Origin of the sequence: Mesorhizobium sp. M0522, assembly GCF_040321085.1 — a bacterium.
GTDB lineage: Bacteria > Pseudomonadota > Alphaproteobacteria > Rhizobiales > Rhizobiaceae > Mesorhizobium.
This window is the reverse complement of record NZ_JAMYQW010000020.1, coordinates 62,754-87,274: the sequence shown is the minus strand read 5'-3', so window position 1 is coordinate 87,274 and position 24,521 is coordinate 62,754. Positions and strand designations below refer to the sequence as shown.

Genomic DNA, 24,521 nt, shown 5'->3' with positions numbered 1-24,521 from the left:
AGCGCTTCGGCGTCGACGGAACGGCCTCGTTCTCGCGCAAGACCGAAGCTCGCCCTCTATGCCGACAAAGGCAAGCAGCAAATCGGAAGAACCTTTGCGGATCAGCAACTTGGGATTTTTGGCGGAACAATTTGCGCAGCCTGCCCGTTTCCCGCGATAAGGGACATGCGTTTCAAGGAGAAGACCATGAATAGGATCATGTCGGGCCTGCTGGCGACCACTCTTTCGATCTCATTCGCTGCCGCGGAGATCGTGCCAGTCAACGCTCAGCCCAGCTATGCGCCCCCGGCCCAGGGGCTCACCTCGAATGTCCAGACCGTCCAGTACGAGCCGTGGCGGAGGCACCGGAGTTTCAATCGCGATTTCTCGCGTCGCGATTTCTCCCGGCGCAGTTTTGCGCGTAACGACGGCATGTATTGGCGCGGCCATCGCGGCTATCGCGAATATCGTCGCGGCTATCGCCGTCACGGCGATTTCTGGTTCCCGCTGGCTGCGTTTGCTACCGGAGCGCTGATTACCGGCGCGATCGTCAACCAGAATCGTGTCTATCGTGGCGATGCCCACGTGCAGTGGTGCTATGACCGTTATCGGAGCTATCGCGCTTCTGACAACACTTACCAGCCCAACTACGGTCCGCGCCGGCAGTGCCGGTCGCCTTACTGAGTCCTAGATTAGAGGCTGCAAGCCCGCGCCCGAAACGGCGCGGGTTTTTCATTACTGCGAATCCCGGGGCATCGGGGCATCCCTGCCTATTGCGTACTTAGCGTCCTGCGCACAGCGTGGCGCCAACCGGCCAGCTTGGCGGCACGTGTCGAAGCATCCATGTCCGGCTTGAACCGGCGCTCGAGCGCCCAACTCCTGGCGAATTCCCGCGCCTTCGGCCAGACACCGGCCTTCGAGCCGGCCAGCCATGCCGCACCAAGCGCAGTCGTCTCGAGAATTGTCGGCCGGTCTACCGGCGCATCGAGAATGTCGGCCAGCCGCTGCATGGTCCAGTCCGACGCCACCATGCCGCCATCGACCCTAAGCACGGTCTTGGCCGAGGCGGCCTTCCAGTCCTTGCGCATGGCGTCAAGCAGGTCGCGTGTTTGGAACGCAACGGATTCCAGTGCCGCGCGGGCAAATTCCGCCGGCCCCGAATTGCGGGTCAGCCCGAAGATGGCGCCGCGCGCTCCGGCATCCCAGTGCGGTGCCCCGAGCCCGACGAAAGCCGGCACAAGATAGACGTTCTGCGTCGGATCGGCTTCCGCTGCCAATTTGCCGCTATGCTCGGCCTTGCCGATTACCTTGATGCCGTCGCGCAGCCATTGCACGGCGGCGCCCGCGATAAAGATCGAGCCTTCCAGAGCGTAGGTGGTCTTGCCGTTCAGCCTGTAGGCGATGGTGGTCAAAAGCCGGTTCTTCGAACGCACCAGATCGCTGCCGGTGTTGAGCAGCGCGAAGCAACCGGTGCCGTAGGTGGATTTCATCATGCCTGGCTCGAAACAGGCTTGGCCGATCGCCGCCGCATGCTGGTCGCCGGCCACACCGAGGATTCTGATCTCTGCACCAAACAGGCTTTTGTCGGTGATTCCAAAATCATCGGCACAATCTTTCACCTGCGGCAGCATTCTTGCAGGTATGCCGAAAATGGCCAGCAGCTCGTCGTCCCAAGCGTTTTGTTCGATGTTGTAGACCAGTGTGCGCGAGGCATTGGTGGCGTCAGTGGCGTGGACCTTGCCGCCAGTCAGGCGCCAAATCAGGAAACTGTCGATGGTGCCAGCCAGCAGTTCGCCCTTCTCGGCACGTTTTCTGGCGCCCTTCACCTTGTCCAGCATCCAGGCGATCTTGGTGCCGGAGAAATAGGGATCGAGCAGCAGGCCGGTCTTTTTCGTGAATTTCTTCTCCAGCCCCAGCTTCTTCAGTTTCTGGCACAGCGGCGCGGTGCGGCGGTCCTGCCAGACAATCGCGTTGTGGATCGGCTTGCCGGTCTCCTTGTCCCAGATGACGACCGTTTCGCGCTGGTTGGTGATGCCGATCGCGGCGACTTCCGCTGCGTTGCGGCCGGCTGTCTTCAGCGCGGCTTTCACCGTTTCCACGACGCTTGCCCATATCTCCTCGGGATCGTGCTCGACCCAGCCGGAGGCCGGATAATATTGGGTGAATTCCTTTTGCCCGCTGCCGACGACCTTCATCTTGTCGTCGAACAGGATCGCCCGGCTCGATGTCGTCCCCTGGTCGATTGCAAGGATATATCCGGTCATTCTCTCTCCCGTCGAAGCGAGTTCAAAGGTGCTGCGATGTCTCGACCCCGGATGGCGCGGAGCCGTTCACGCAAACAGGGGAGACGGCAACATGCCGCCTCCCCTGAGCATGGCGATGCGGGCGCGGACGCCCGCATCAAACGGTCCTATTGCTGCCAGCTCTTCACCAGCTCGTCGTAGTTGATGGTGACCGGCTTTTCCTTCTCGTTCTCGATCTTGAGCTGAGGAGCGAGATTGCCCTTCTTGACCGCGTCCGTATTCCAGTAGGCGAGGTCATGCTCTTCGGCCATCTTCGGGCCAATATCGCCCTGGACGCCCGACTTCTCGATGCGGCTCATCACCTTTTCCTGCTCGGCGCAGAGCGAGTCCATCGCTTCCTGCGCGCTCTTGGCACCCGACGAAGCATCGCCGATCGCCTGCCACCAGAGCTGTGCCAGCTTCGGATAGTCCGGCACGTTGGTGCCGGTCGGCGACCACTGGACGCGCGCTGGCGAGCGGTAGAACTCGATCAAGCCGCCGAGCTTTGGCGCACGTTCGGTGAAGCTCTTATCGTGGATCGTGCTCTCGCGGATGAAGGTCAGGCCGACATGGCTCTTCTTCACGTCGACCGTCTTCGAGGTGACGAACTGCGCGTAGAGCCAGGCGGCCTTGGCGCGGTCGGTCGGCGTCGACTTCATCAGCGTCCAGGAACCGACGTCCTGATAGCCAAGCTTCATGCCGTCCTTCCAGTAGACGCCATGCGGCGACGGCGCCATGCGCCACTTCGGCGTGCCGTCGTCGTTCAGCACCGCCTTGGCGCTGGCGTCGACCATGCTAGCGGTGAAGGCGGTATACCAGAAGATCTGCTGGGCAACCGCGCCCTGCGCCGGCACCGGCCCCGATTCGGAGAAGGTCATGCCTTGGGCTTCCGCCGGTGCATAGGCCTTCAGCCAATCGAGGTACTTCTGGATGGCGTAGACGGAAGCCGGGCCATTGGTGTCGCCGCCGCGCGCCGTGCAGGAACCGACCGGACCCGAATTCTCGTCGACCTTGATGCCCCATTCGTCGACGGGCAGACCGTTCGGAATGCCCTTGTCGCCATTGCCGGCCATCGACAGCCAGGCGTCGGTGAACCGCCAGCCGAGCGACGGGTCCTTCTTGCCATAATCCATATGGCCGTAGACCTTCTTGCCATCGATCTCACGCCCGGTGAAGAACTCGGCGATGTCCTCATAGGCCGACCAATTGACCGGCACGCCGAGGTCGTAGCCGTATTTGGCCTTGAAGTCCGCCTTGTTCTTCTCGTCGTTGAACCAGTCGTACCGGAACCAGTAGAGGTTCGCGAACTGCTGGTCGGGAAGCTGGTAGAGCTTCTTGTCGGGCGCGGTGGTGAACGAAGTGCCGATGAAATCCTTCAGGTCGAGATTCGGGTTGGTGACATCCTTGCCGTCGCCTGCCATCCAGTCGGTCAGGTTGCGCACCTGCTGGTAGCGCCAGTGCGTGCCGATCAGATCGGAATCGTTGACCCAGCCGTCATAGAGGTTCTGGCCGGTCTGCATCTGGGTCTGGATCTTCTCGACGACGTCGCCTTCCTGGATGACGTCATGCGTAACCTTGATGCCGGTGATGGCCGTAAAGGCCGGCGCCAGCACCTGCGATTCATACTGATGCGTGGCGATGGTTTCGGAAACCACCTTGATATCCATGCCGGCGAAAGGTTTCGCGGCATCGATGAACCATTGCATCTCGGCTTCCTGGTCGGCGCGCGAAAGCGTCGAAAGGGGCCCGATTTCCTTATCGAGGAAGGCCTTGGCCTCGTCCATTCCGGCATAGGCATTGCTTGCCCCGAGCAACAGGACAAGCGCAGTTGTTGATGTCAAGAATTGCCGTCGCATGTATTTCCTCCACTGTTAAAGTTCAAAGTGCGATCTGGATCGGCGGCCGGCACGCCGCCGTTCCAACAGTTTCCCCCTCTATACGTAGCGGAACACGCCGACGGCGTAGACCACGGAGAGAGCGAGAGCCCACCACAGATTGGGTCCGACTAGACCCAGCCAAGCGAGATGGATAAAGGCGCTGCCAAGCAGCGACAGGAACAGGCGGTCGCCACGCGTCGTTTCGAACCGCAGCACGCCGACGCGCGGATTGCCGCCCGGCGAGACGTATTCCCACGCAGCCATGCCGCAAAGCAGCAGAAAGATGGTTCCAAAGAAGGCCGCGGTCGGCCACGTCCAGGCCATCCACGAAAAATCGAGGTTGGACGAGAGGTTAAATCCCCACAGGCGGATATTGGCCGGATCGCTGAAGCCCACCGTTATTGCCACGAAATCGATTTGAAGTGCCACCCAGGCCACGACGACCAGGGCGAGAAGCAGCACGGCCCACCACCATGGGCTTCTGTCGACCTGCTCCATCATACCCTCCCCAGGGCAAAGCCCTTGGCGATGTAGTTGCGCACAAACCAGATGACGAGCGCGCCGGGAATCAGCGTCAGCACGCCGGCTGCGGCGAGCAGCCCCCAATCCATGCCGGCGGCCGAAACGGTGCGGGTCATGGTCGCGGCGATCGGCTTGGCATCGGTTGTCGTCAGCGTACGGGCGATCAAGAGCTCCACCCACGAGAACATGAAGCAGAAGAAGCACGCCACGCCGATGCCGCTCGCAATCAGCGGCATGAAGATCTTGATGAAGAAGCGTGGGAACGAATAGCCGTCAATATAGGCGGTCTCGTCGATCTCCTTGGGTACGCCCGACATGAAGCCTTCGAGGATCCACACCGCCAGCGGCACGTTGAACAGGCAATGCGCCAGAGCCACGGCGATGTGGGTGTCGATAAGGCCGAAGGCCGAATAAAGCTGGAAGAATGGCAGCGCGAACACCGCCGGCGGCGCCATACGGTTGGTCAGCAGCCAGAAGAACAGATGCTTGTCGCCGAGGAAGCGATAGCGCGAAAAGGCATAGGCAGCAGGCAGTGCCGCAGCCACCGAAATCACCATGTTCATAACCACATAGGTGATCGAGTTGATGTAGCCAGAGTACCAGGACGCGTCGGTGAAGATGGTGCGGTAATTCGCCAATGTCGGTGCGTGCGGGTAGAGCGTCAGCGACGAGACGATCTCGCCATTGGTCTTGAAGCTCATATTGATGAGCCAGTAGATCGGCAAAAGCAGAACGATGATGTAGAGCGTCGGCACGATCCACCACCAGCGCGACTCCTCGCCGCGACGGCGCATCAGCCGTGCGATCTCGTCCTGCCGTAGCGTGCTGGCAAGCCCTTCCGAAGCTGTCGTCTCGCTCACTCTGTCGGCTCTTTCGTCAGCGCGGCTCATCTCAGCGCTCCGCGTCGTAATTGGTCATCACGGTGTAGAACACCCATGACAACAACAGGACGATAAGGAAGTAGACCAGCGACATCGCCGCCGCCGGGCCGAGGTCGAACTGGCCGAGCGCCGTCTTGACGAGATCGATCGAAAGAAAGGTCGTCGAGTTGCCGGGTCCGCCGCCGGTCACCACGAACGGTTCGGTGTAGATCATGAAGCTATCCATAAAGCGCAGCAGCACGGCGATCAGCAGCACGCGGTTCATCTTCGGCAGCTGGATGTAACGGAACACCGCCCAGCGCGAGGCACCGTCGATCTTGGCCGCCTGATAAAAGGCATCCGGGATCGAGACCAGGCCGGCATAGCAGAGCAGAACGACGAGGCTGGTCCAATGCCAGACGTCCATGATGATGACCGTGACCCAGGCGTCATATGGGTCTTGCACATAATTATAGTCGATGCCGAGCGCGTTGACGTAATAGCCGAGCAGGCCAATGTCGTTGCGCCCGAACACCTGCCAGATGGTGCCGACGACGTTCCACGGGATCAGCAGCGGCAACGCCATCAAAACAAGGCAAACAGGCACGCCCCAACCCTTCTTCGGCATATTGAGCGCAATGAAGATGCCGAGCGGCACTTCGATCGCCAGGATGATGAAGGAGAAGACAAGGTTGCGGATCATCGCCTGCCAGAAGCGGCTGGAGGAAAGCAGTTCCTCGAACCATTCCGTGCCGGCCCAGAAGAAGACGTTATTGCCGAAAGTGTCCTGCACCGAATAATTGACGACCGTCATCAGCGGTATGACCGCCGAGAACGCCACCAGCAGCAGCACCGGCAGCACCAGGAACCAGGCTCTGTTGTTCCAGGTCTTTTCCACTTCAGGCTCCCATCTCGACGCGCCAGGAATCGGCATAGATGTTGATGCCGGCCGGGTCGAACCGCACCTTCGGATCAGCCGGAACTGTCTCGTCCTCGCCGATGACGGCGGCGATCTCGCGTCCTTCGAGATTGGCACGGACCACCTTGTGGCGGCCGACGTCCTCGACCTTGCTGACCCGGACGGCCATGCCCTGGCTGCCCAGGCGCACATATTCGGGACGGATGCCGAGCTCGATGGCGCCGCCGCCCGCCTTGGGCACGCCCGGCAGTTCGATCTGCTGCGAGCCCAGCTTCGCTGTCTTGCCGTCGATCGCCACCGGCATGACATTCATGCCGGGCGAGCCGATGAAATAGCCGACAAAGGTGTGGCGCGGGCGCTCGAACAGCTCCGCCGGTGTGCCGATCTGCACGATTTCGCCGTCATACATGACGACCACCCTGTCGGCGAAGGTCAACGCCTCGGTCTGGTCGTGCGTGACATAGACCATGGTGTAGCCGAAGCGGCGGTGAAGCTGCTTCAACTGCGAGCGCAGCACCCATTTCATATGCGGGTCGATGACGGTCAAAGGCTCGTCGAACAGGATGGCATTGACGTCGGAGCGCACCAGCCCGCGTCCGAGCGAGATTTTCTGCTTCTGGTCGGCGGTCAGTCCGCGCGCCTTTCGTTTGGCCATATCGGCCAGCCCGGTCATCTCCAGCGTCTCGCGCACCTTGCGGTCGACGTCGGCCTCCGGCACGCCGCGATTGCGCAGCGGGAATGCCAGATTGTCGTAGACGGTCATCGTGTCGTAGATCACCGGGAACTGGAAGACCTGCGCAATGTTGCGCTCTTGGGTCGACAGATTGGTCACGTCCCTGCCGTTGAACAGCAGCTGGCCATGCGAGGGATGCAGCAATCCCGAAATGATGTTGAGCAGCGTGGTCTTGCCGCAGCCGGATGGGCCGAGCAGCGCATAAGCGCCGCCATCCTCGAACGTGTGGTGCACTTCCTTCAGCGCGAAATCGGCATCCGTGCGCGGGTTCTGCAGATAGGAGTGGCGGATATGATTGACATCGATGCGCGCCATCGCTTCCTCCTAGGCCGCCAGCTTCGGCGCGGCCACGGCGCGGCCGTGCTCGTCGAAGACCATGATGTGGCGCGGGTCGATGAACACCTCGACCTCCTCGTCCGGCTCGAAGTCGCGAATGCCGTGGGTCAGCATGACCCAGCGCGCATCGGCAAAATCGAGATGGATGAAGCTTTCCGATCCGGTGATCTCAGTGATCGTCACCTTTGCGCGCACCGGCACTGCGGCGGCGTTGGGCCGATCGAGGGACAGATGATGCGGCTGGAAGCCGATCGTATAGATCGCATCGGCAATGCCGAAGAGTTCCGCCGGCACCGGCAATTTCACGCCGCCCTCGAGCAGGAAATCCAGGCCCTTCTTGGCAAGCACGATGGTGTTGAGCGGCGGATCGGCGAAGGTTCTCGCCGTCACCAGATCGACCGGTTTGCGGAACACTTCGATGGTCGGCCCGAACTGGGTGATGCTGCCCTCGGAAAGCGTTGCCGTGTTGCCGCCGAGCAGCAAAGCCTCGTGCGGCTCGGTCGTGGCATAAACAAAGATTGTACCGGCGGCCGCGAAGACTTTCGGCAGTTCCGCGCGTAATTCTTCACGCAGCTTGTAGTCGAGATTGGCGAGCGGCTCGTCGAGCAGCACGAGGCTGGCATTCTTGACGATGGCGCGGGCCAGCGCGGTGCGCTGCTGCTGGCCGCCCGACAGACTGAGAGGCGTCCGGTCGAGATAGGGCGTTAGTTTGAGAAGGGCGGCGGCATTGCGCACCTCCCTGTCGATCGTTGCCTGATCCGTGCCGGCCACCCGCAGCGGTGAGGCGATGTTTTCGTAGACCGTCATCGCCGGATAATTGATGAATTGCTGGTAGACCATGGCGACGTTGCGCTTTTGCACCGGCATGCCGGTGACATCCTTGCCATCGAACCAGACCGAGCCCGAGGTCGGCACGTCGAGGCCCGCCATCAGCCGCATCAGGCTGGTCTTGCCGGAGAGCGTCGGCCCGAGCAGGACGTTGAGCGAGCCGTGCTGAAGCGTCAGCGAGACGTCGCGGATATGTTCCGCTGCACCCACCGTCTTCGTCACGTTTCTCAGTTCAAGCATGATGCCTCCTCCCAGGCTTTCTGCATCAGTCGGCCGTTCCTATTCGGCAGCCGCTACGTGCTGCCGGCTTATTCCGCGCATGAACTCGTCGAGCACTGCCGCCTGCTCACGGCTGAGACGCAGGCCGCGCTTGGTCCGGCGCCACAATACATCCTCGGCAGTCATCGCCCATTCGTTTTCGACGAGGTAGCGCACCTCGGCTTCGTAGAGATCGGCGCCGAAGTTGCGGCCAAGATCGACGTTCGACTTGGCGAGGCCCAGCAGCTTCCTTGCGCGGGTGCCGTAGAGCCGGGTCAACCGGCGGGCCAGCCGGGCGTCGAGGAACGGGTACGCCGTTTTCAGTTTCGCCACCTCGGCATCGAAGCCGGTGACGGGAAAGTCACCGCCGGGCAGCGGCGCGTTTGCCGTCCATGGTTTGCCGCGCTTGCCGAGAAAACCCTCGATCTTCTCGAGCATCGATTCCGACAATCGGCGGTAGGTCGTGATCTTGCCGCCAAAGGCGTTGACGATCGGGGCGGCACCCTCGCCTCCATCGGCCTTCAGCACATAGTCTCGGGTGGCTTCCTGCGCCTTTGAGGCGCCATCGTCGTAGAGCGGTCGCACCGCGGAATAGGTCCAGACGATATCCGACGGCTTGACCGGCTGCGCGAAATATTCGCTTGCCGCAGCGCAGAGATAGTCGATCTCGGCGTCATTGATCCTGACGTTGTGCGGATCGCCGGGATAGTCACGGTCGGTGGTGCCGATGAGCGTGAACTCGTCCTCGTAAGGGATGGCGAAAATGATGCGCCCGTCCTTGTTCTGAAAGAAATAGGCGCGTGGGTCGTCGAATTTCTTGCCCACGACGATATGGCTGCCTTGTACGAGGCGGACATTGTGCACGTCGTTCAAGCCGACGGTGGCCGACAGCACCTGATCGACCCACGGGCCGGCGGCATTGACCAGCAGCCGCGCCTTGACCTCCTCGGTATCGCCGGTCCGCACATTTTCAAGCCTGACCGTCCAGAGATTGCCTTCGCGGCGTGCGCTGACGACCTTTGTTCGGGTTCGAATGGTTGCGCCGCGCTCGGCAGCGTCGCGGGCGTTCAACACAACCAGCCGGGCATCGTTGACCCAACCGTCCGAATATTCGAACGCCTTTCGAAACAGCGGCTTCAGCGGCTTGCCGGCCGGATCCTTGGCCATGTCCAGCGTTTTCGTCGGCGGCAGCAATTTGCGCCCGCCAATATGGTCGTAGAGGAAAAGCCCGAGCCGGATGAGCCAGGCCGGACGCAGTCCCTTGGCGTATGGCAGCACGAAGCGCATCGGCCAGATGATATGCGGCGCGTTCTTCCACAGGACCTCGCGTTCCATCAACGCTTCGCGCACCAGACGGAATTCGTAGAATTCGAGATAGCGCAAGCCGCCATGGATCAGTTTGGTCGAGCCGGAAGAGGTCCCGCTGGCCAGATCGTTCATCTCGGCAAGAAAAACCGAAAAGCCACGTCCAACGGCATCGCGGGCGATGCCGCAGCCATTGATGCCGCCACCGATGACGAAAATGTCATGAATCGGTGATGCGCTCAAAGAATCCTCCCTCGATTTCGCATTGCAGCATTTTTGGGTTCTTGCGAAACCGTAGAGGAATTATTTCGAAATGATAACGAATGTCAAACGAAATATGATAGGCGGAAGATGCCGCAACGGCATCTCTAGGATAGCGACGTTTCGATCAGCTGAACTTCTGCCTCCTGGCAGATCTTACGCACCGACGGGATGTCGCAACGATCGGTGATAAAGGTGTTGACCTGCGACAGATGGCCGATGCGGACGGGCGCGGTGCGCTCGAATTTGGTCTGGTCCGACACCAGGATCACATGTCGGGCGTTGGCGATGATCGCCTGAGCCACCTTCACCTCGCGAAAATCGAAGTCGAGCAGTGCGCCGTCATGGTCGATGGCCGAGGCGCCGATCACCGCAAAATCGACCTTGAACTGCCTGATGAAATCGACCGCGGCCTCGCCGACCACACCGCCGTCGGAACCGCGCACGACACCGCCAGCGATCACCACCTCGATCGAAGGATATATGCGCATCCTGTTGGCAACATTGATGTTATTGGTGATGACCATCAGGCCGCTGTGATCGAGCAGCGACTTGCTGACAGCTTCCGTCGTTGTCCCGATATTGATGAACAGAGACGCGTTGTCGGGGATCAGCCGGGCTGCTGCGCGGCCGATCGCCTCCTTCTCCTCGGCGGCGATCTTGCGCCGAGCCTCATATTCCATGTTCTCGATGCCGGAGGGGAACAATGCCCCGCCATGGATGCGGGACAAGAGCCGCTGGTCGCAGAGATCGTTGAGATCCTTGCGGATCGTCTGCGGCGTCACGTTGAAATGCGTCGCCAGTTCCTCGACCAGTACGCGGCCATGGTCCTTGGCCATCTGGATGATTTCGGAATGACGCGGCGACAGATACATCTAGCAACCTCTCATTTTCGTTTTTCTCGTCTATAGCTGAAAACGAAAGCCATGAACAGGTATGGGCCGGCTAATGAAAATCGGGCGACTGCAGAGAGAAAAGCTCCGGCGCAATCTCGACGAGGGTATCAACTCAGCCCTCGCGCGATCTCAGTGATGACCTCGAAAGCAGTATCGACGTCCGCCGCAGTCGTTTCGAACTGCCCGACCTGAAAGCGGATCGCCACCTGCCCGTCCACCCGGGTCTGCGTCAGGTAAATGCGGCCGTCATCGTTGATCGCGCTGACCAACCGCAAATTGCGCTCGTCAGAGTCGATGGCCGCAGCCGCGAGATGGCGGAATGAGAATAGCGACAGCATCGGTTCCGTGACGATCTCGAAATCCGGTTCCCGAGCCAGCCGCGCGGCGAGGCTCTCGCTCCAGGCGACATGGTTGCGGATCATGGTCCGCAGATTTTCCAAGCCATGCGCACGCAGCAGGAACCAAAGTTTCAGCGCGCGGAATCTTCGGCCGAGCGGCACCGACCATTCGGAGTAGTTGATGACCCCGTCGCGGCCATGCGTCTTGAGGAATTCGGGCTTGATCGCCAGCGTGCGGACCAGGTCTTCCGGCTGGCGGATGAACTGCATCGAGCAATCGAACTGTGCCCCCAACCATTTATGCGGGTTGAAGACGATGGAATCGGCATTTTCGGCGCCGGTCCAGAAATGCCGGAACTCGGGGCAGATCATGGCGGAGCCGGCCCATGCGGCATCGACATGCAGGTAGAGCCCGTGCCGCTTCGCCACCTCGGCAACAGCCGCCACATTGTCGGTGCCGCCGGTACTTGTGCCGCCGACGCTGGCGATGATGCCCGCCGGCAGCATGCCGTTTTCGCGGTCGGTAACGATCGCGGCTTCCAGAGCCGCCGTCTGCATGGCGCGGAAGCGTCCGGCGACCGGAATGCGCACGAGGTTCGCCTCGCCGATCCCCGACACCCAGATCGCCCGGTCGATGGAAGTATGGACCTGGTCGGAAGAATAGATCCGCACGACCGGCTGCCCTTGCAAGCCGTTCTTGTTGCCTTGCCAGTCGAGCGCGCGCTCGCGCATGGTCAGCACGGCGGCAAGCGTCGCCGATGAAGCCGAATCCTGCATGACGCCGGAAAATCCCTCCGGCAAACCAAGCGCCTGCCGCATCCAGTCGACGACCCGCGTCTCGAGCTCGGTTGCCGCCGGCGAGGTCTGCCAGAGCATGCATTGCGCGGCCATCGCGGAAACCAGATACTCGGCCACGACTGAGACCGGTGCCGCATTGGCCGGGAAATATGCGAAGAAACGCGGATGCTGCCAGTGCGTCATGCCAGGCAGGATCTTTTGTTCGAAATCGGCGAAGATTGCCTGCATCGTTTCACCGTCTTCCGGCGGCGCGGCATCGACGCTTTTGAAGATTTCGCCCGGCTCGACAAGCGGCCGCACCGGTCTCTCGCGAAGGCTGTTTCTGTAGTCGACGCCCCATTCAGCCGCTCGCAGCGACCACTCGCGGAATTCGTTGCTATTCATCTTCTTCGCCTCCGTGGCGCCTCATCGAGCCGCGATCAAAGAGCACGAAAAACGAAGGTTTTCATTCGGGAAAATCAGGCAGACTGGCAAAGGCGGTCTTCAGCGCGTTCGACCAGCTATCCGAGATCGTACGATAATATTGATCGTCCTGGGTTATTCGCTTTTTGAGGCCGACCTTGAAAGTGTCCTTTTCATAGAACAGCAGGTCGAGCGGCAGGCCGACCGACAGGTTCGACTTCAGCGTCGAGTCGAACGACACTAGCAGCAATTTCACCGTCTCGGCGAAACTCATCGTCCTTTCATAAGCGCGGATAATGATCGGCTTGCCGTATTTGGTCTCACCGATCTGGAAGAACGGCGTGTCGTCGGTCGATTCGATGAAATTGCCTTCCGGATAGATCATGAACAGGCGCGGCGCGCTGCCCTTGATCTGACCGCCGAGGATGAAGGAGGCGTTGAAGTAGGAATCCGCCTTTTCGCCAGCCGGCGACGAACTGGCGATGACCTCCTTGACGGTGTCTCCGACCAACCGGACTGTCTGGTACATGGAGGGCGTTTCGAGCAGCGTGGCACGGCGCTCCGCCACTGCCTTGGTGCGTTCGTCGAGCAGGCTGACCACGGCCTGCGTCGTCGCCAGATTGCCGGCCGACATCAAAACGATGACGCGCTCGCCCGGCTCTTCCCAGACATGCATCTTCCTGAAGGTCGAGATCGAATCCATGCCGGCGTTGGTGCGCGTGTCCGACATGAACACGAGCCCGCGATCGATCTTCAGGCCGACGCAATAGGTCATCGAATCTCTTTGGCAACAATCTTGCCGGGGATTACTGCTCCACGGTGACGGTGACCGCAAGCTGTTCTTCCGCCTGTCCCAGCCGAATTCCAGATACCGGCGTGGCGTCGCGATAATCGCGGCCGGTCGCCACCTTCACATAACGCTCGTCCGGAGAAATGCCGTTGGCGACATCGAAGGCGACCCAGCCGAGGCCCGAGACATGCGCCTCGGCCCAAGCGTGGCTTGCCGCCTGCTCGATGGCCGCATCCATCATCAGGTAGCCGCTGATATAGCGGGCCGGAAAATCCATGGCACGCGCCGCGGCAACGAAGATGTGGCTGTGGTCCTGGCAAACGCCGGTCTTGAGCGCCAGGGCCTCTTCGGCCGGCGTCGTCACGTTGGTGGTGTCCGGCGTATAAGCGACGCGCTCGCCGATCACCGCCATCAACCGGTGCAGCCTTTCGATGTCGGTACCCTTGCCGACGGAGGCAGCAAGCTCGCGAATGCCGCTGCCGATCGTCGTCAGCGGCGTTTCCTGGCCGAACAGCCAGAGCGGCGCGAAACCCTGGTGCGGTCCGCAGACGCCAGCGGTGTCGCGCGTCACCACTTCGCCGGCTGCTTCGACGGTGATGAAGTCGCGCTCGCCCTCGACGCTCAACAGCCGGGTATCATTGCCGAAATGGTCGGTGAAGCGCACTTCCTCGCGTGCGCCTTCGATCTTCAGCGCCCAGGACAGTACCGTCTGGGTGCGCCCGTTCACCGGGAGCAGCCGCAAACGCTGCAACAGATAGTGCACCGGCGCATCGTAGCGGTATTCGGTTCGGTGGGTGATCTTCAGCCGCATCGCTCTCGTCCCTGGAGCATGAGCTTTTCCGAAAACCGATCTCCGCTTTTTTGGATCATGCTCAATAGAACCTGTAATCCTGCGCGATCTCGTCGCCGAGCCTGGTGTTGTCGCGGATGAAATTGGCCAGGAATTCGTGCAGGCCGGCGTCGAAAATATCCTTGATCGACCCGGCCGTCAGCATGGCCTGAGTCTTGGAAGCCGTTGCATGACAGGCGTGGCGCTCCCCATAGTCGTCACCCAGGAATTTGAGATGCTCCGTCAGGAAGCGGTAGCAAAAGGTCAGCGAGCGCGGCATGCGGACGTTGAGGATCAGATAATCGGCGATGTTGCTCGGCTTGTAGTCGGCATCATAGACCCAGCGATAGGAACGGTGCGCCGACACCGAGCGCAGGATCGATTCCCACTGGTAGTTGTCGAGCGTCGAGCCGACCCAGGAGATCGACGGCAACAGCACGTAGTATTTCACATCCAGGATACGCGCGGTGTTGTCGGCGCGTTCGACATAAGTGCCGAGCTGCGAGAAATCGAAAATCTCGTTGCGCAGCATCGTGCCGTAGAACGAGCCGCGGATCAGCGCCGTCTCGCGCTTGATTGCGTCGAGTGCGTTGGGCAGGTCGCGCTCGTCGATCGGCTTGGCCAGCATCCGCTTCAGCGACATCCAGGCTTCGTTGATGCTTTCCCAGGTTTCACGCGTCAGTGCCGTGCGCACCATGCGGGCATTGTTACGGGCCGTTTCGATAGACGACATCGTGCTCGACGGGTTCGATGTGTCGCGCAGCAGATAGTCGGCGACATTGGCGGCGGTGTAGTCGGAATATTTCTGCGTGAAGCTGGCGTCTGAACCGGCGCTGAGCAGCACCGAATTCCACTCCTCCGAAGCGTTCTGGGTACGAGTCAGCGCCATGCGCAGGCCGGCATCCACCAATCGCGCCATGTTTTCCGCCCGCTCGATGTAGCGGTTCATCCAGTAGAGCCCGTTGGCGGTGCGGCCGAGAAGCATGTCAGGCGGTCCTGTGGTGAATAGTGAAAGGTGAATGGTGAATGGTGACTATCCAGATTCCAGGGCACGATTCCGCGCGCTTCACTTCAGGGCATTTCACCAACATCAACGACCCCATATCCTTATCTATTCACTATTCACTATTCACTATTCACTATTCACTATTCACTATTCACTATTCACTATTCGCTATTCCCTACTCGCTACTTCCACTCTAATCATCCAACACCCACGTATCCTTCGTGCCCCCGCCTTGCGAGGAATTGACGACCAGCGAGCCTTCCTTGAGCGCTACTCGGGTCAGCCCGCCGGGCACGATCTGGATACGGTCGGAAACCAGCACATAGGGGCGCAGATCGACATGGCGCGGCGCCAGCCCCTTGTCCGTCAGGATCGGACAGGTCGACAGCGCCAGCGTCGGCTGAGCAATGTAGTTCGACGGTTTCGCCGCGAGCTTTTTGGAAAAATCCTCGCATTCCTTCTTGGTCGCCGCCGGACCGACCAGCATGCCGTAACCGCCGGACCCGTGGACCTCCTTGATAACCAATTCATCGATGTGCTCGAGCACGTATTTCAGGCTGTCCGGCTCCGAGCAGCGCCAGGTCGGGATGTTGCCGAGCATCGCCTTGCGGCCGGTGTAGAATTCGACGATCTCGGGCATGTACGAATAGATCGCCTTGTCGTCGGCGATGCCGGTTCCCGGCGCATTGGCGATCGTGATGTTGCCGGCGCGGTAGACGTCCATAATGCCCGGTACGCCAAGTGCCGAGTCGGGGCGGAAGGTCAGCGGATCGAGGAACGAGTCGTCGACACGACGGTAAAGCACGTCGATCTGCTTGTAGCCCTCGGTGGTGCGCATCGCGACATGGCCATCGACGACGCGCAGATCCTGCCCCTCGACAAGCTGCACGCCCATCTGGTCGGCAAGGAAAGCATGTTCGAAATAGGCTGAGTTGAAGCTGCCCGGCGTCAGCACGGCAATGGTCGGCGCGCCCTTGGTGCTTTGCGGCCGCACTGCCGCCAGCGACTGGCGCAACAGCTGCGGGTAATTCTCAACCGGCCGCACCTTGATCTGCTGGAACAGCTCGGGGAAGAGCTGCATCATCGTCTCGCGATTCTCCAGCATGTAGGAGACGCCGGACGGCGTGCGCGCGTTGTCCTCCAGCACGTAGAACTCGTTCTCGCTGATGCGTACGATGTCGACGCCGATGATGTGGGTATAGACGCCGGCCGGCGGCCGCACCCCGATCATCTCGGGCAGGAACGCCTCGTTCTTGGCGATCAACTCCTTCGGCACCCGGCCGGCGCGCAAGATCTCCTGGCGGTGGTAGATGTCGTCGAGAAAGGCGTTCAGCGCCTGGACGCGCTGCTCGATGCCTTGCGTCAGCCGTCGCCATTCATTGCCCGAAATGATGCGCGGAACGATATCGAAGGGTATCAGCCGCTCCGATGCTTCCTGCTCGCCGTAGACGGCGAAAGTGATGCCTGTCTTGCGAAAGACGCGTTCGGCGTCCTGCATCTTCTCGGTAAGTCTGGCCGGGTCCTGTTCCTTCAGCCAGCGATCGTAAGCCGAATACGGTTTTCTCAGCCCGGAAACTTCCGGAAGCATTTCATCGAACGCTGCCAATCGCATACTCCCCTGTGGCGCCATTTCACTGGCCTCGCTGGAGAAAATCAAGCGCAATCGGTGATTTGTTGGGCGCCGGCGATCAGTATATCGCACTTGCCTAAAATTAAGGCAGCACCAATAGGGCCTTGATCAGGCTTTGCCTGGTGTCCGGGCAGATGCCGGATGCGGATCAAAACGCGCGAAAGGTGACGACCGTGAACGTGTCCTTGATGCCCGGGAGAATCTGCACTTTCTCGTTGACGAAGTGGCCGATGTCTTCCTCGTCGTCGACATAGAATTTGGCGAGCAGGTCGTAGTTTCCGGCTGTCGAGTAGATTTCCGAAGCAATCTCGGCATCGGCCAGGGCGCTGGCAACGTCGTAGGCCTTGCCCAGATCGCACTTTATCTGCACGAAAAATGCCTTCATTGCCTGGTCCTGCTCACATCGCACGCTCTAGGTATAATCGAGCGGCCCTTGTGGCAGACTGCCGTTCGCCTTTCAAGCATCGGCAATCGCTCAGGCTGTTCTCGCCTCGACAATGCTTTCTCGGCTCGGACACGGACTGCCACGCCGAATGTTTGCGCTCGGCTGAAACCCTGAAGCACTGCAAAGCGTATGGTATCATGTACCTTCAGGCAGCGATTTCTCAGGGACAACGGAGACAGGCCATGCGCCGCGCGTTTTTCGCATTCGCAGTCGTTCCATTCATTTTCGCATCCCAGGCCTTTGCTGGCGACGCCGAAGTCAAAGCGGCGCAGACGGTCATCGATGGGCAGTTGAGGGCCTTCATCGCCAATGACGGAATGACGGCCTACAGCTTTGCCGCACCGAATGTGAAACGCATCTTTCCGACCGTCGATACCTTCATGAACATGGTGACAAAAGGCTATCCGCCGGTGCGCCAACCGCAGACCTACTCCTTCGGCAAGGTTCGCGAGACGAGCCCGACGTCGATCATCCAGCAAGTGCTGATCGTCGGCCCGGATGGCAAGGACTACGAGGCGGTCTACACGCTCGAACTACAGCCTGACGGCAGCTTTCGGATCACCGGCTGCAGCCTGCGTGCGTCCACGTCGCTCAGCACCTGAAGGGCGCTTGAGGAGGGGCAGAGCTGTTTCAATCCTGTCGCCGGTAGAGCGTCCAGCTCAGGCCTGAAAACCCCCAATGCCTCGACGCATCGGCCCGTTCATACGCCAGAGCGCATGCGGCCGTCGGTTCGACATGTTCGGCTTGTTTGTCCATGTCCCCCTCGAGGACCAGCCAGGCGGGCCGTTCGATGCACATCCCGTCGTCTGGAACCAGCAATGCCCGACGATCCATTCGCGCCGCAAAATAGTTGACGACAATGGGGGTGCGGAAATTACCGTCGCTGGCATAGGTGGTTGCGCCGTTCCTGGTCATTTCATCGACGATAGCGGCGTAGGAGCCGCGTCCATATTGATAGAACTGAAGCAGCGACGAAATGCTGCCACTCACCACGATCACCAGCGCTCCCATCGCAAGCAGCCTGGCAGTCCCGCGAGCATCCAGGCCGCGGCCAATCATCTCGCCGGCCCAGAGCAGCAGCAATGTTCCGCTGATGATGAAATAGCGCGGGAACTCAAGGTTGGGCAGATGCGCCGCCGCCATGAGCAAAGGCAGTCCGATAATCCCGATCGCATAAAGGCTGGCTCGACGACCGCGCCAGACACCGGCGGAGAGGCCGACAAGACAGCAGGCGGCAACGATGTAGGGCCCGTCGCCGAACCAGGGTGGCAGCCCGAACAGAGAGCGGATCATCCCGCCATAGCCCTGCGCGAAGGCGGCAATCGAGAACGGCGAAACACCACCGACACTGAAGCCGAACAGCCTGCCGCCGACAAACACGCCGACAGCCAGCGGCAGCACGGCAAGCAAGCCCGGCAGGAAGATCGACGCCAGGTCCGCAACGACACGGCCGACCTTCGCCGTACGCTGCCAGGCGAGCCAGGCGGTCCATATTGCGAGGACCGCCACCATTCCGATCATGGTGAGGTGGCACAGGAAGCCGAAAAAGATCGCCGCTGCCAAGGCCACGCCAGACCACCGTCTACTGTCGAGCCGGCGCTCCAGAAAAACGACCGACAGCAGCGTGAACAGCACAAGGCCGGCATAGCCGCGCGCCTCCGAGCCGTAATGGATCATTGGGTAGCTCACGGCAAACAACAGGCTTGTGGCAATCATCGCCTGTCGTCCGCGCGATGCGGCGCTCACTGCCGCCGCACCGATCGTGGCAACACCTAATGCTATCGACAGACCTCGCTGGATCAGCGGCGAAGCATCGGGGCCAATGAGATAGAGATAGACCGAGTTGAGGAAATGATTGTTGTCGTGATTGACGCGCCAGAATATCTGGTCGATCGAGGTCAGCGGCTCGATCAGCGCAAAGCTCCAGATCTCGTCCAGCCAAAGGTCGCCGCGCGCGCCAAGCAAGCGCAAGACCAGGCCGGTCACTGCGATCGCCAGAATCGCAAGCAACGACCCAGCCGTCCATCGCTGAACCGCGATGGGGGTCGAAGGCGAAAGCTCGGCGATGCCGTTCGTCCGCACCGTCGTGCCAGGAACTGAAACTTGCCCCGAAACGAACAGGTTCTTGATCCTCGCCCGATGTCGTCCGGCAATGCTTATTAGGCAGTCGTTTCAAAACAGTTCATGGCAGGGGCAACTCTTCCCTGGAGCCGGATTCCTGGCGAGCATGCCTACCGGACGGCGAGGTCACCGTTTGCCCATTGCTGCGTGATGATCTCGGCTTGTTCGGCGAACCTGCCAGCCTCGATCGCTTCACGAATGTCGCGCATCAGCTGCTGGTAATAGGACAGATTGTTCCAGGTCAGGAGCATCGCCCCAAGCGCCTCTTGCGAGCGCACCAGATGGTGCAGATAGGCCCGCGAATAGTCGCGTGCGGCCGGGCAGTCGCTTTCCTCATCGAGCGGACGCGGATCGTCGGCATGGCGGGCGTTGCGCAGATTGACCTTGCCGCGCCGTGTGTATGCAAGGCCGTGGCGCCCTGCCCGCGTCGGCATCACGCAGTCGAACATGTCGATGCCGCGCGCAACCGACTTCAAGATGTCGTCCGGGGTGCCGACGCCCATCAGGTAGCGCGGCCGGTCAGCCGGCAGCTCCGGGCAAGTGATGTCGAGCATCTCCAGCATCACCGCTTGCGGCTCGCCGACAGCCAGCCCGCCGATCGCATAGCCCTTCAGCTCCATTGCCTTCAGCGCCTGCGCCGAGCGCAGCCGCAGATCCGGCACGTCGCCGCCTTGCACAATGCCGAACATCGCCTTGCCGGGCTGCTCGCCGAATGCCGTCTTGCAACGCTCGGCCCAGCGCAACGACAACTCCGTGGCGCGCTCGATCTCGTTCTGCTTGGCCGGCAGCGCCGTGCATTCGTCGAGCTGCATCTGGATGTCGGAATCGAGCAGCCCCTGGATCTCTATCGAACGCTCCGGCGACATCTCGTAGGCGCCGCCGTCGATATGCGAACGGAAGGTCACGCCGTTCTCGGTCAGTTTCCGCAGCTTCGACAGCGACATCACCTGGAAGCCGCCGCTGTCGGTCAGGATTGGATGCGGCCAGCGGGCGAATTCATGCAGGCCGCCGAGCCGCGCCACGCGCTCGGCGCCGGGTCTTAGCATCAGGTGGTAGGTGTTGCCGAGGATAATGTCCGAGCCGACGCCGCGCACCTGATCCATATACATGGCCTTCACCGTGCCGCCGGTACCGACTGGCATGAAGGCAGGCGTGCGGATTTCCCCGCGCGGCATGGTGATTGCACCACGCCGCGCCCTGCCGTCGGTCGCCAGCACCTTGAAGGTGAATGCGTCAGTCATTGAATTCCCTAACCATCGAACTCCTTGTCGAATACCGGCGCGTCCGGGGCCTGCTTGTCGAGTGATTGCCGGTAGCGGATGCAGCCGCGCATGAATTTCGGCCACGGCGGCACGGCAATCGCCGGCTCGGTCTTTTCGGGCAAAAGTGACCAGAGGTCGGGATGATGCCAGCACAGATCATGGCCGGTGGCGTCGCGGTGTTGGCGGATTCCGGCGCGCAGTTTCCTGACCTCGGCAATCAAGGCTTCGCGGCCGAAGGTTTCCAGGTCATCGTCCATCGGTATCCTCCCTGAACAGAAGACTTGCGTCTCCATAGGAATAAAACCTGTAGCGGTTCTCGATCGCATGCGCATAGGCCGCGCGCATCGTCTGCAAACCGCAGAAGGCCGAAACCAGCATGAACAGAGTCGAACGCGGCAGATGGAAATTGGTCATCAGCATGTCTGCGGTCTTGAAGCGATAGCCGGGCGTGATGAAGATGTCGGTTGGGCCTGACCATGCTGCCAGCCTGCCGTCCTCGCCAGCCGCGCTCTCCAACAAGCGCAGCGATGTCGTACCGACGGCGATAATGCGCCCTCCTTTTGCTTTCGCCGCATTCAGCGCCTCGGCGGTTTCCGGGCTGACCGAACCGGCTTCGGCGTGCATCTTGTGGTCGGCGGTGTCGTCCGCCTTCACCGGCAGGAACGTGCCGGCGCCGACATGCAGCGTGACGAAACGGCGCTCTATGCCCTTGGCGTCGAGCGTCGCAAACAGCTCCGGCGTGAAATGCAGCCCTGCCGTCGGCGCGGCCACGGCGCCCTCCTCCTTGGCATAAATGGTCTGGTAATCGCTGCGGTCGCGTTCGTCGTCGTCACGCTTGGAAGCGATGTAGGGCGGCAGCGGGATGTGGCCGACGGCATGCAGCGCCTCGTCGAGGAACGGACCTGACAGGTCGAAGCCGAGCAGCACCTCGCCACCTTCTCCCTTCTCGACAACTGTCGCGTCGAGCTGGCCGAGAAAACAGGAATTGGCGTCATGACCGAAATGGATGCGATCGCCGGCGGCGATGCGCTTGCCCGGACGCATGAAGGCGAGCCACCGGTCGGGCGCCATCCGCATATGCAGCGTGGCTTCGACCTGCGCTGCTGCTTCGCCGCGCCGCCTGATGCCTTTCAGCTGCGCCGGAATGACCTTGGTGTCGTTGAAGACCAGCACATCACCGGACTTGAGCAGGGCCGGCAGGTCGCGCACCGTCCGGTCCTCGAGCCCCTCACCCGGCCTGACCACCAGCATTCTGGCGCTGTCGCGCGGTTCGGCTGGGCGAAGCGCGACGCGCTCTTCCGGCAGATCGAAGTCGAAAAGATCGACGCGCAAGAAATCCCCGCCTCAAGGTTCCGGGCAGGTCACCGCCCAGGCGCCGACACCGTCTATGCTCAATGTGCCGCCCATCGCGAAACTGGACTGCTCGCTGGCCTTGACCAGCCGCAATCTGGCGACGATCGAGCTGATGCCTTCGTCGGTGAGGTCGATAAGCATACGCTCGTCGTCTTCGAATGCCTGTCCAACGATGACTTTCGTTGAGCCTGGCTGTCCGTCCGTGGTCCATGTCTTGCCGCCGGCATCCAGCCACACACGCGCGACCGCAATGACGGCCGTGTGTCCCATCAAAACGTCAATCGATGCCGCGCCGCCGTCGGCGCTGCAGACGATCGATTCCGTTGCCAGCGCCGGAGTGGCCGCCGCGACGAGCACAAATGCGATGGCCGCGACAGCCCGGCCGGTCATTTCACGTCGGCCGCGACCTTGAGCGACACGATCTTGTCAGGATCCTGCACCGGTTCGCCGCGCTTGATCTTGTCGACGTTGTCCATGCCTTCGACGACCTGGCCCCATACCGTGTACTGGCGGTTGAGGAAGGCGGCATCGTCGAAGCAGATGAAGAACTGCGAATTGGCCGAGTTCGGGTTCTGCGAGCGCGCCATCGAGCAGGTGCCGCGGCCGTGGTTGGCGTTGGAGAACTCGGCCTTCAGATCGGGTTTGTCGGAACCGCCAGTGCCGGCGCGCGATGGCGCGAAAGACGGCTTGTTGGAATTGCCGAACTTCACGTCGCCGGTCTGCGCCATGAAGCCGTCGATGACGCGGTGGAAGACCACGCCGTCATAGGCGCCTTCGCGTGCCAGTTCCTTGATACGGCCGACATGGCCGGGCGCCAGATCTGGAAACAATTCGATGACGACCTTGCCCTTGGTCGTGTCCATGATAAGCGCGTTCTCGCGGTCCTTGATTTCGGCCATGTCAGAAATATCCTTTTGAACAATTGGGGTTACTTGCCGTCCGCGGCGATGCGCACCTTGATCATGCGATCGGGGTCGGTCACCGTCCCGTTCTGCGCCTCGTCGCCTTTCTTGATGTGGTCCACCAGCTCCATGCCGCTGACGACATTGCCAACGATGGTGTACTGGCCATCGAGCGGCGGTGCCGGCGCGAACATGATGAAGAATTGCGAATTGGCGGAATTCGGATCGTCGGAGCGGGCCATGCCGACCACGCCGCGCTGGTAGTGCTCGGTGCTGGAGAATTCGGCCGGCAGGTCAGGAAGATCGGAGCCGCCGGTGCCGACAGCGTCGGCATTGAAGCCGCTCTTCATGTTGCCGAACTTGACGTCGCCGGTCTGCGCCATGAAGCCGTCGATGACGCGGTGAAAGGCGACGTTGTCGTAGGCGCCCTGGCGCACCAGCTTTTTGATCTGCGCGACGTGCTTCGGCGCAAGGTCGGGCCTCAGCGCGATGGTCACGTCGCCGTCCTTCAGCGTTACGATCATGGTGTTTTCCGGATCGGCGGCAAAGGCCGACACGGATGCGGTCACAAGACCGGCAAGCACGGCAAGCAAGAAGGCAAGCTTTTTCAGCTGCATGGGATCTTTCTCCGAATATCTTCGTTCATGCATGTCGTTACCCAAAGCCGGGTTCCACTTTTGGGTGACATGCATTTATTTCGCGAATTTGGCGGTGAGCGCGCCGGCCACGGCCGCCGGCACGAAGGGGCGGATGTCGCCTCCCATCGAAGCTATCTGGCGCACAAGTGTGGCGGTAATGGTGCGCACTGAAGGGCTGGCGGGCAGGAACACGGTCTGCAGCTCCGGCGCCATGGTCTCGTTCATGCCGGCCATCTGCATCTCATAGTCAAGATCGGTGCCGTCGCGCAGGCCGCGGATGATGATCGAGGCGCCATGCTTCCTGGCCGCATCGATCACCAACCCGTCGAAGGCGACTACTTTGATACGCGCACCGTCGCTGCCGAATTCCGCCTTCGCGGCCGTTTCGATCAGGCCAACCCGTTCCTCGAAGGAAAACAACGGCTTCTTGCCGGGATGGATGCCGATCGCCGCATAGATTGTATCCGCCACGGCCAGCGACGCCTTCAGCACGTCGAGATGGCCGTTGGTCAGCGGGTCGAAAGAGCCGGCATAAAGGGCGATGCGTTCGGTCATGGCAGGTGCTTCTAGCGAGCCTCTCCCCTAAAGGCAAATCCGATCGCCAGCCCGCCCCGTGAACCTTTTGGCCGACGTGAACGACAGATGAATGTGCCGCTCACAACAGCTTCACGCAGTGTTCACTAAGTTGCCGCTGCAGAAGATGAAACCAAACACCCATCTAATCGTTGTTAGGCGCAGGAGAACATGCACATGCTGATCTACATCCTCGCCACCGCAATGACCGTCGCCATGCTGATCGCTACCGTATTCGGGTTGCATCAGGAAGCACAGCGCGTCCGCGCCAAGGCCAATACCAAGCGGTTCGAAGGCTTCGGCAACCGCAAGCCTTATCGCCACTTCTAGATTGCGGGGTGTCTTCACACGCCGGCCCATAGGGCTGGCGCCGTCGTG

Annotated in this window: 26 protein-coding genes; 3 read left to right on the top strand and 23 right to left on the bottom strand. The window is 61.1% G+C overall.

From position 1 onward, the window contains the following. Window positions 1-186 precede the first annotated feature (186 nt). Window positions 187-663, top strand: coding sequence for a BA14K family protein (locus tag NKI58_RS20975; RefSeq protein WP_352568814.1), 477 nt, complete (start codon window positions 187-189; stop codon window positions 661-663). A gap of 86 nt (window positions 664-749) precedes the next feature. On the opposite strand, the gene glpK is transcribed toward NKI58_RS20975, so the two are convergent. The 15 genes from glpK to NKI58_RS20900 form a co-directional block, all read right to left on the bottom strand. Beyond that, the gene (gene glpK, locus NKI58_RS20970; protein WP_352593470.1) at window positions 750-2,243 is read right to left on the bottom strand and encodes a glycerol kinase GlpK; all 1,494 of its coding nucleotides are present in this window, start codon (window positions 2,241-2,243) and stop codon (window positions 750-752) included. A 146-nt stretch (window positions 2,244-2,389) separates the two neighbouring features. Continuing rightward, a complete protein-coding gene (locus NKI58_RS20965) occupies window positions 2,390-4,117 on the bottom strand; it encodes an ABC transporter substrate-binding protein (RefSeq protein ID WP_352785254.1) in 1,728 nt (575 codons plus the stop codon). Between the two features lie 78 nt (window positions 4,118-4,195). Further along, complete coding sequence (locus NKI58_RS20960; RefSeq protein WP_031211283.1) at window positions 4,196-4,462, bottom strand: DUF2160 domain-containing protein; 267 nt, start codon at window positions 4,460-4,462, stop codon at window positions 4,196-4,198. Window positions 4,463-4,635: 173 nt separating this feature from the next. After that, complete coding sequence (locus NKI58_RS20955) at window positions 4,636-5,550, bottom strand: carbohydrate ABC transporter permease (RefSeq protein WP_352523506.1); 915 nt, start codon at window positions 5,548-5,550, stop codon at window positions 4,636-4,638. A 1-nt stretch (window position 5,551) separates the two neighbouring features. Then, window positions 5,552-6,418, bottom strand: a complete 867-nt coding sequence (locus NKI58_RS20950; RefSeq protein ID WP_023674893.1) for a carbohydrate ABC transporter permease — start codon at window positions 6,416-6,418, stop codon at window positions 5,552-5,554. A 1-nt stretch (window position 6,419) separates the two neighbouring features. Next, the gene (locus tag NKI58_RS20945) at window positions 6,420-7,487 is read right to left on the bottom strand and encodes an ABC transporter ATP-binding protein (RefSeq protein ID WP_352455722.1); all 1,068 of its coding nucleotides are present in this window, start codon (window positions 7,485-7,487) and stop codon (window positions 6,420-6,422) included. Window positions 7,488-7,496: 9 nt separating this feature from the next. Beyond that, window positions 7,497-8,576 (bottom strand): ABC transporter ATP-binding protein, encoded by a 1,080-nt coding sequence (locus NKI58_RS20940; protein WP_254817350.1) that lies wholly within the window; start codon window positions 8,574-8,576, stop codon window positions 7,497-7,499. A gap of 39 nt (window positions 8,577-8,615) precedes the next feature. Further along, the gene (gene glpD, locus NKI58_RS20935) at window positions 8,616-10,142 is read right to left on the bottom strand and encodes a glycerol-3-phosphate dehydrogenase (RefSeq protein ID WP_352697699.1); all 1,527 of its coding nucleotides are present in this window, start codon (window positions 10,140-10,142) and stop codon (window positions 8,616-8,618) included. Between the two features lie 125 nt (window positions 10,143-10,267). Next, window positions 10,268-11,035 (bottom strand): DeoR/GlpR family DNA-binding transcription regulator, encoded by a 768-nt coding sequence (locus NKI58_RS20930; RefSeq protein WP_023674889.1) that lies wholly within the window; start codon window positions 11,033-11,035, stop codon window positions 10,268-10,270. Between the two features lie 128 nt (window positions 11,036-11,163). Beyond that, entirely contained in the window at window positions 11,164-12,576 is a 1,413-nt protein-coding gene (locus NKI58_RS20925) for a pyridoxal phosphate-dependent decarboxylase family protein (protein WP_352455719.1), read from the bottom strand. A gap of 61 nt (window positions 12,577-12,637) precedes the next feature. Beyond that, the gene (locus NKI58_RS20920) at window positions 12,638-13,369 is read right to left on the bottom strand and encodes a proteasome-type protease (protein ID WP_254817354.1); all 732 of its coding nucleotides are present in this window, start codon (window positions 13,367-13,369) and stop codon (window positions 12,638-12,640) included. A 31-nt stretch (window positions 13,370-13,400) separates the two neighbouring features. Beyond that, entirely contained in the window at window positions 13,401-14,195 is a 795-nt protein-coding gene (locus NKI58_RS20915) for a transglutaminase family protein (protein WP_352455718.1), read from the bottom strand. A 61-nt stretch (window positions 14,196-14,256) separates the two neighbouring features. Next, complete coding sequence (locus NKI58_RS20910) at window positions 14,257-15,198, bottom strand: alpha-E domain-containing protein (RefSeq protein WP_352593481.1); 942 nt, start codon at window positions 15,196-15,198, stop codon at window positions 14,257-14,259. A gap of 214 nt (window positions 15,199-15,412) precedes the next feature. Next, entirely contained in the window at window positions 15,413-16,825 is a 1,413-nt protein-coding gene (locus tag NKI58_RS20905) for a circularly permuted type 2 ATP-grasp protein (protein ID WP_352448777.1), read from the bottom strand. A 172-nt stretch (window positions 16,826-16,997) separates the two neighbouring features. Then, complete coding sequence (locus tag NKI58_RS20900) at window positions 16,998-17,234, bottom strand: Lrp/AsnC ligand binding domain-containing protein (protein WP_023674883.1); 237 nt, start codon at window positions 17,232-17,234, stop codon at window positions 16,998-17,000. A 242-nt stretch (window positions 17,235-17,476) separates the two neighbouring features. Here NKI58_RS20900 and NKI58_RS20895 point away from each other — a divergent pair, with 242 nt between their 5' ends. After that, entirely contained in the window at window positions 17,477-17,896 is a 420-nt protein-coding gene (locus tag NKI58_RS20895; RefSeq protein WP_352455762.1) for a DUF4864 domain-containing protein, read from the top strand. A 28-nt stretch (window positions 17,897-17,924) separates the two neighbouring features. On the opposite strand, the gene NKI58_RS20890 is transcribed toward NKI58_RS20895, so the two are convergent. The 8 genes from NKI58_RS20890 to coaD form a co-directional block, all read right to left on the bottom strand. Further along, a complete protein-coding gene (locus NKI58_RS20890) occupies window positions 17,925-19,304 on the bottom strand; it encodes a glycosyltransferase family protein (RefSeq protein ID WP_352785261.1) in 1,380 nt (459 codons plus the stop codon). Between the two features lie 221 nt (window positions 19,305-19,525). Continuing rightward, window positions 19,526-20,656, bottom strand: a complete 1,131-nt coding sequence (tgt, locus tag NKI58_RS20885; protein WP_352593488.1) for a tRNA guanosine(34) transglycosylase Tgt — start codon at window positions 20,654-20,656, stop codon at window positions 19,526-19,528. An 8-nt stretch (window positions 20,657-20,664) separates the two neighbouring features. Continuing rightward, complete coding sequence (locus NKI58_RS20880; protein ID WP_023674879.1) at window positions 20,665-20,934, bottom strand: hypothetical protein; 270 nt, start codon at window positions 20,932-20,934, stop codon at window positions 20,665-20,667. Beyond that, a complete protein-coding gene (gene queA, locus NKI58_RS20875; RefSeq protein WP_352785265.1) occupies window positions 20,924-22,009 on the bottom strand; it encodes a tRNA preQ1(34) S-adenosylmethionine ribosyltransferase-isomerase QueA in 1,086 nt (361 codons plus the stop codon). Before queA ends, NKI58_RS20880 begins: the two co-directional genes overlap by 11 nt. Before the next feature lie 12 nt (window positions 22,010-22,021). Beyond that, the gene (locus NKI58_RS20870) at window positions 22,022-22,420 is read right to left on the bottom strand and encodes a hypothetical protein (protein ID WP_352455713.1); all 399 of its coding nucleotides are present in this window, start codon (window positions 22,418-22,420) and stop codon (window positions 22,022-22,024) included. Beyond that, window positions 22,417-22,929, bottom strand: coding sequence for a peptidylprolyl isomerase (locus NKI58_RS20865; protein WP_352455712.1), 513 nt, complete (start codon window positions 22,927-22,929; stop codon window positions 22,417-22,419). Before NKI58_RS20865 ends, NKI58_RS20870 begins: the two co-directional genes overlap by 4 nt. A 29-nt stretch (window positions 22,930-22,958) precedes the next feature. Next, window positions 22,959-23,549: a peptidylprolyl isomerase gene (locus tag NKI58_RS20860; RefSeq protein ID WP_352471695.1), complete on the bottom strand. Its 591-nt coding sequence runs from the start codon at window positions 23,547-23,549 to the stop codon at window positions 22,959-22,961. 75 nt (window positions 23,550-23,624) lie between these two features. Continuing rightward, window positions 23,625-24,125, bottom strand: coding sequence for a pantetheine-phosphate adenylyltransferase (coaD, locus tag NKI58_RS20855; protein WP_023674874.1), 501 nt, complete (start codon window positions 24,123-24,125; stop codon window positions 23,625-23,627). 195 nt (window positions 24,126-24,320) lie between these two features. On the opposite strand from coaD, the gene NKI58_RS20850 reads away from it, so the two are divergent. Further along, window positions 24,321-24,473, top strand: coding sequence for a hypothetical protein (locus tag NKI58_RS20850; protein ID WP_352455711.1), 153 nt, complete (start codon window positions 24,321-24,323; stop codon window positions 24,471-24,473). The last annotated feature ends 48 nt before the right edge of the window (window positions 24,474-24,521 follow it).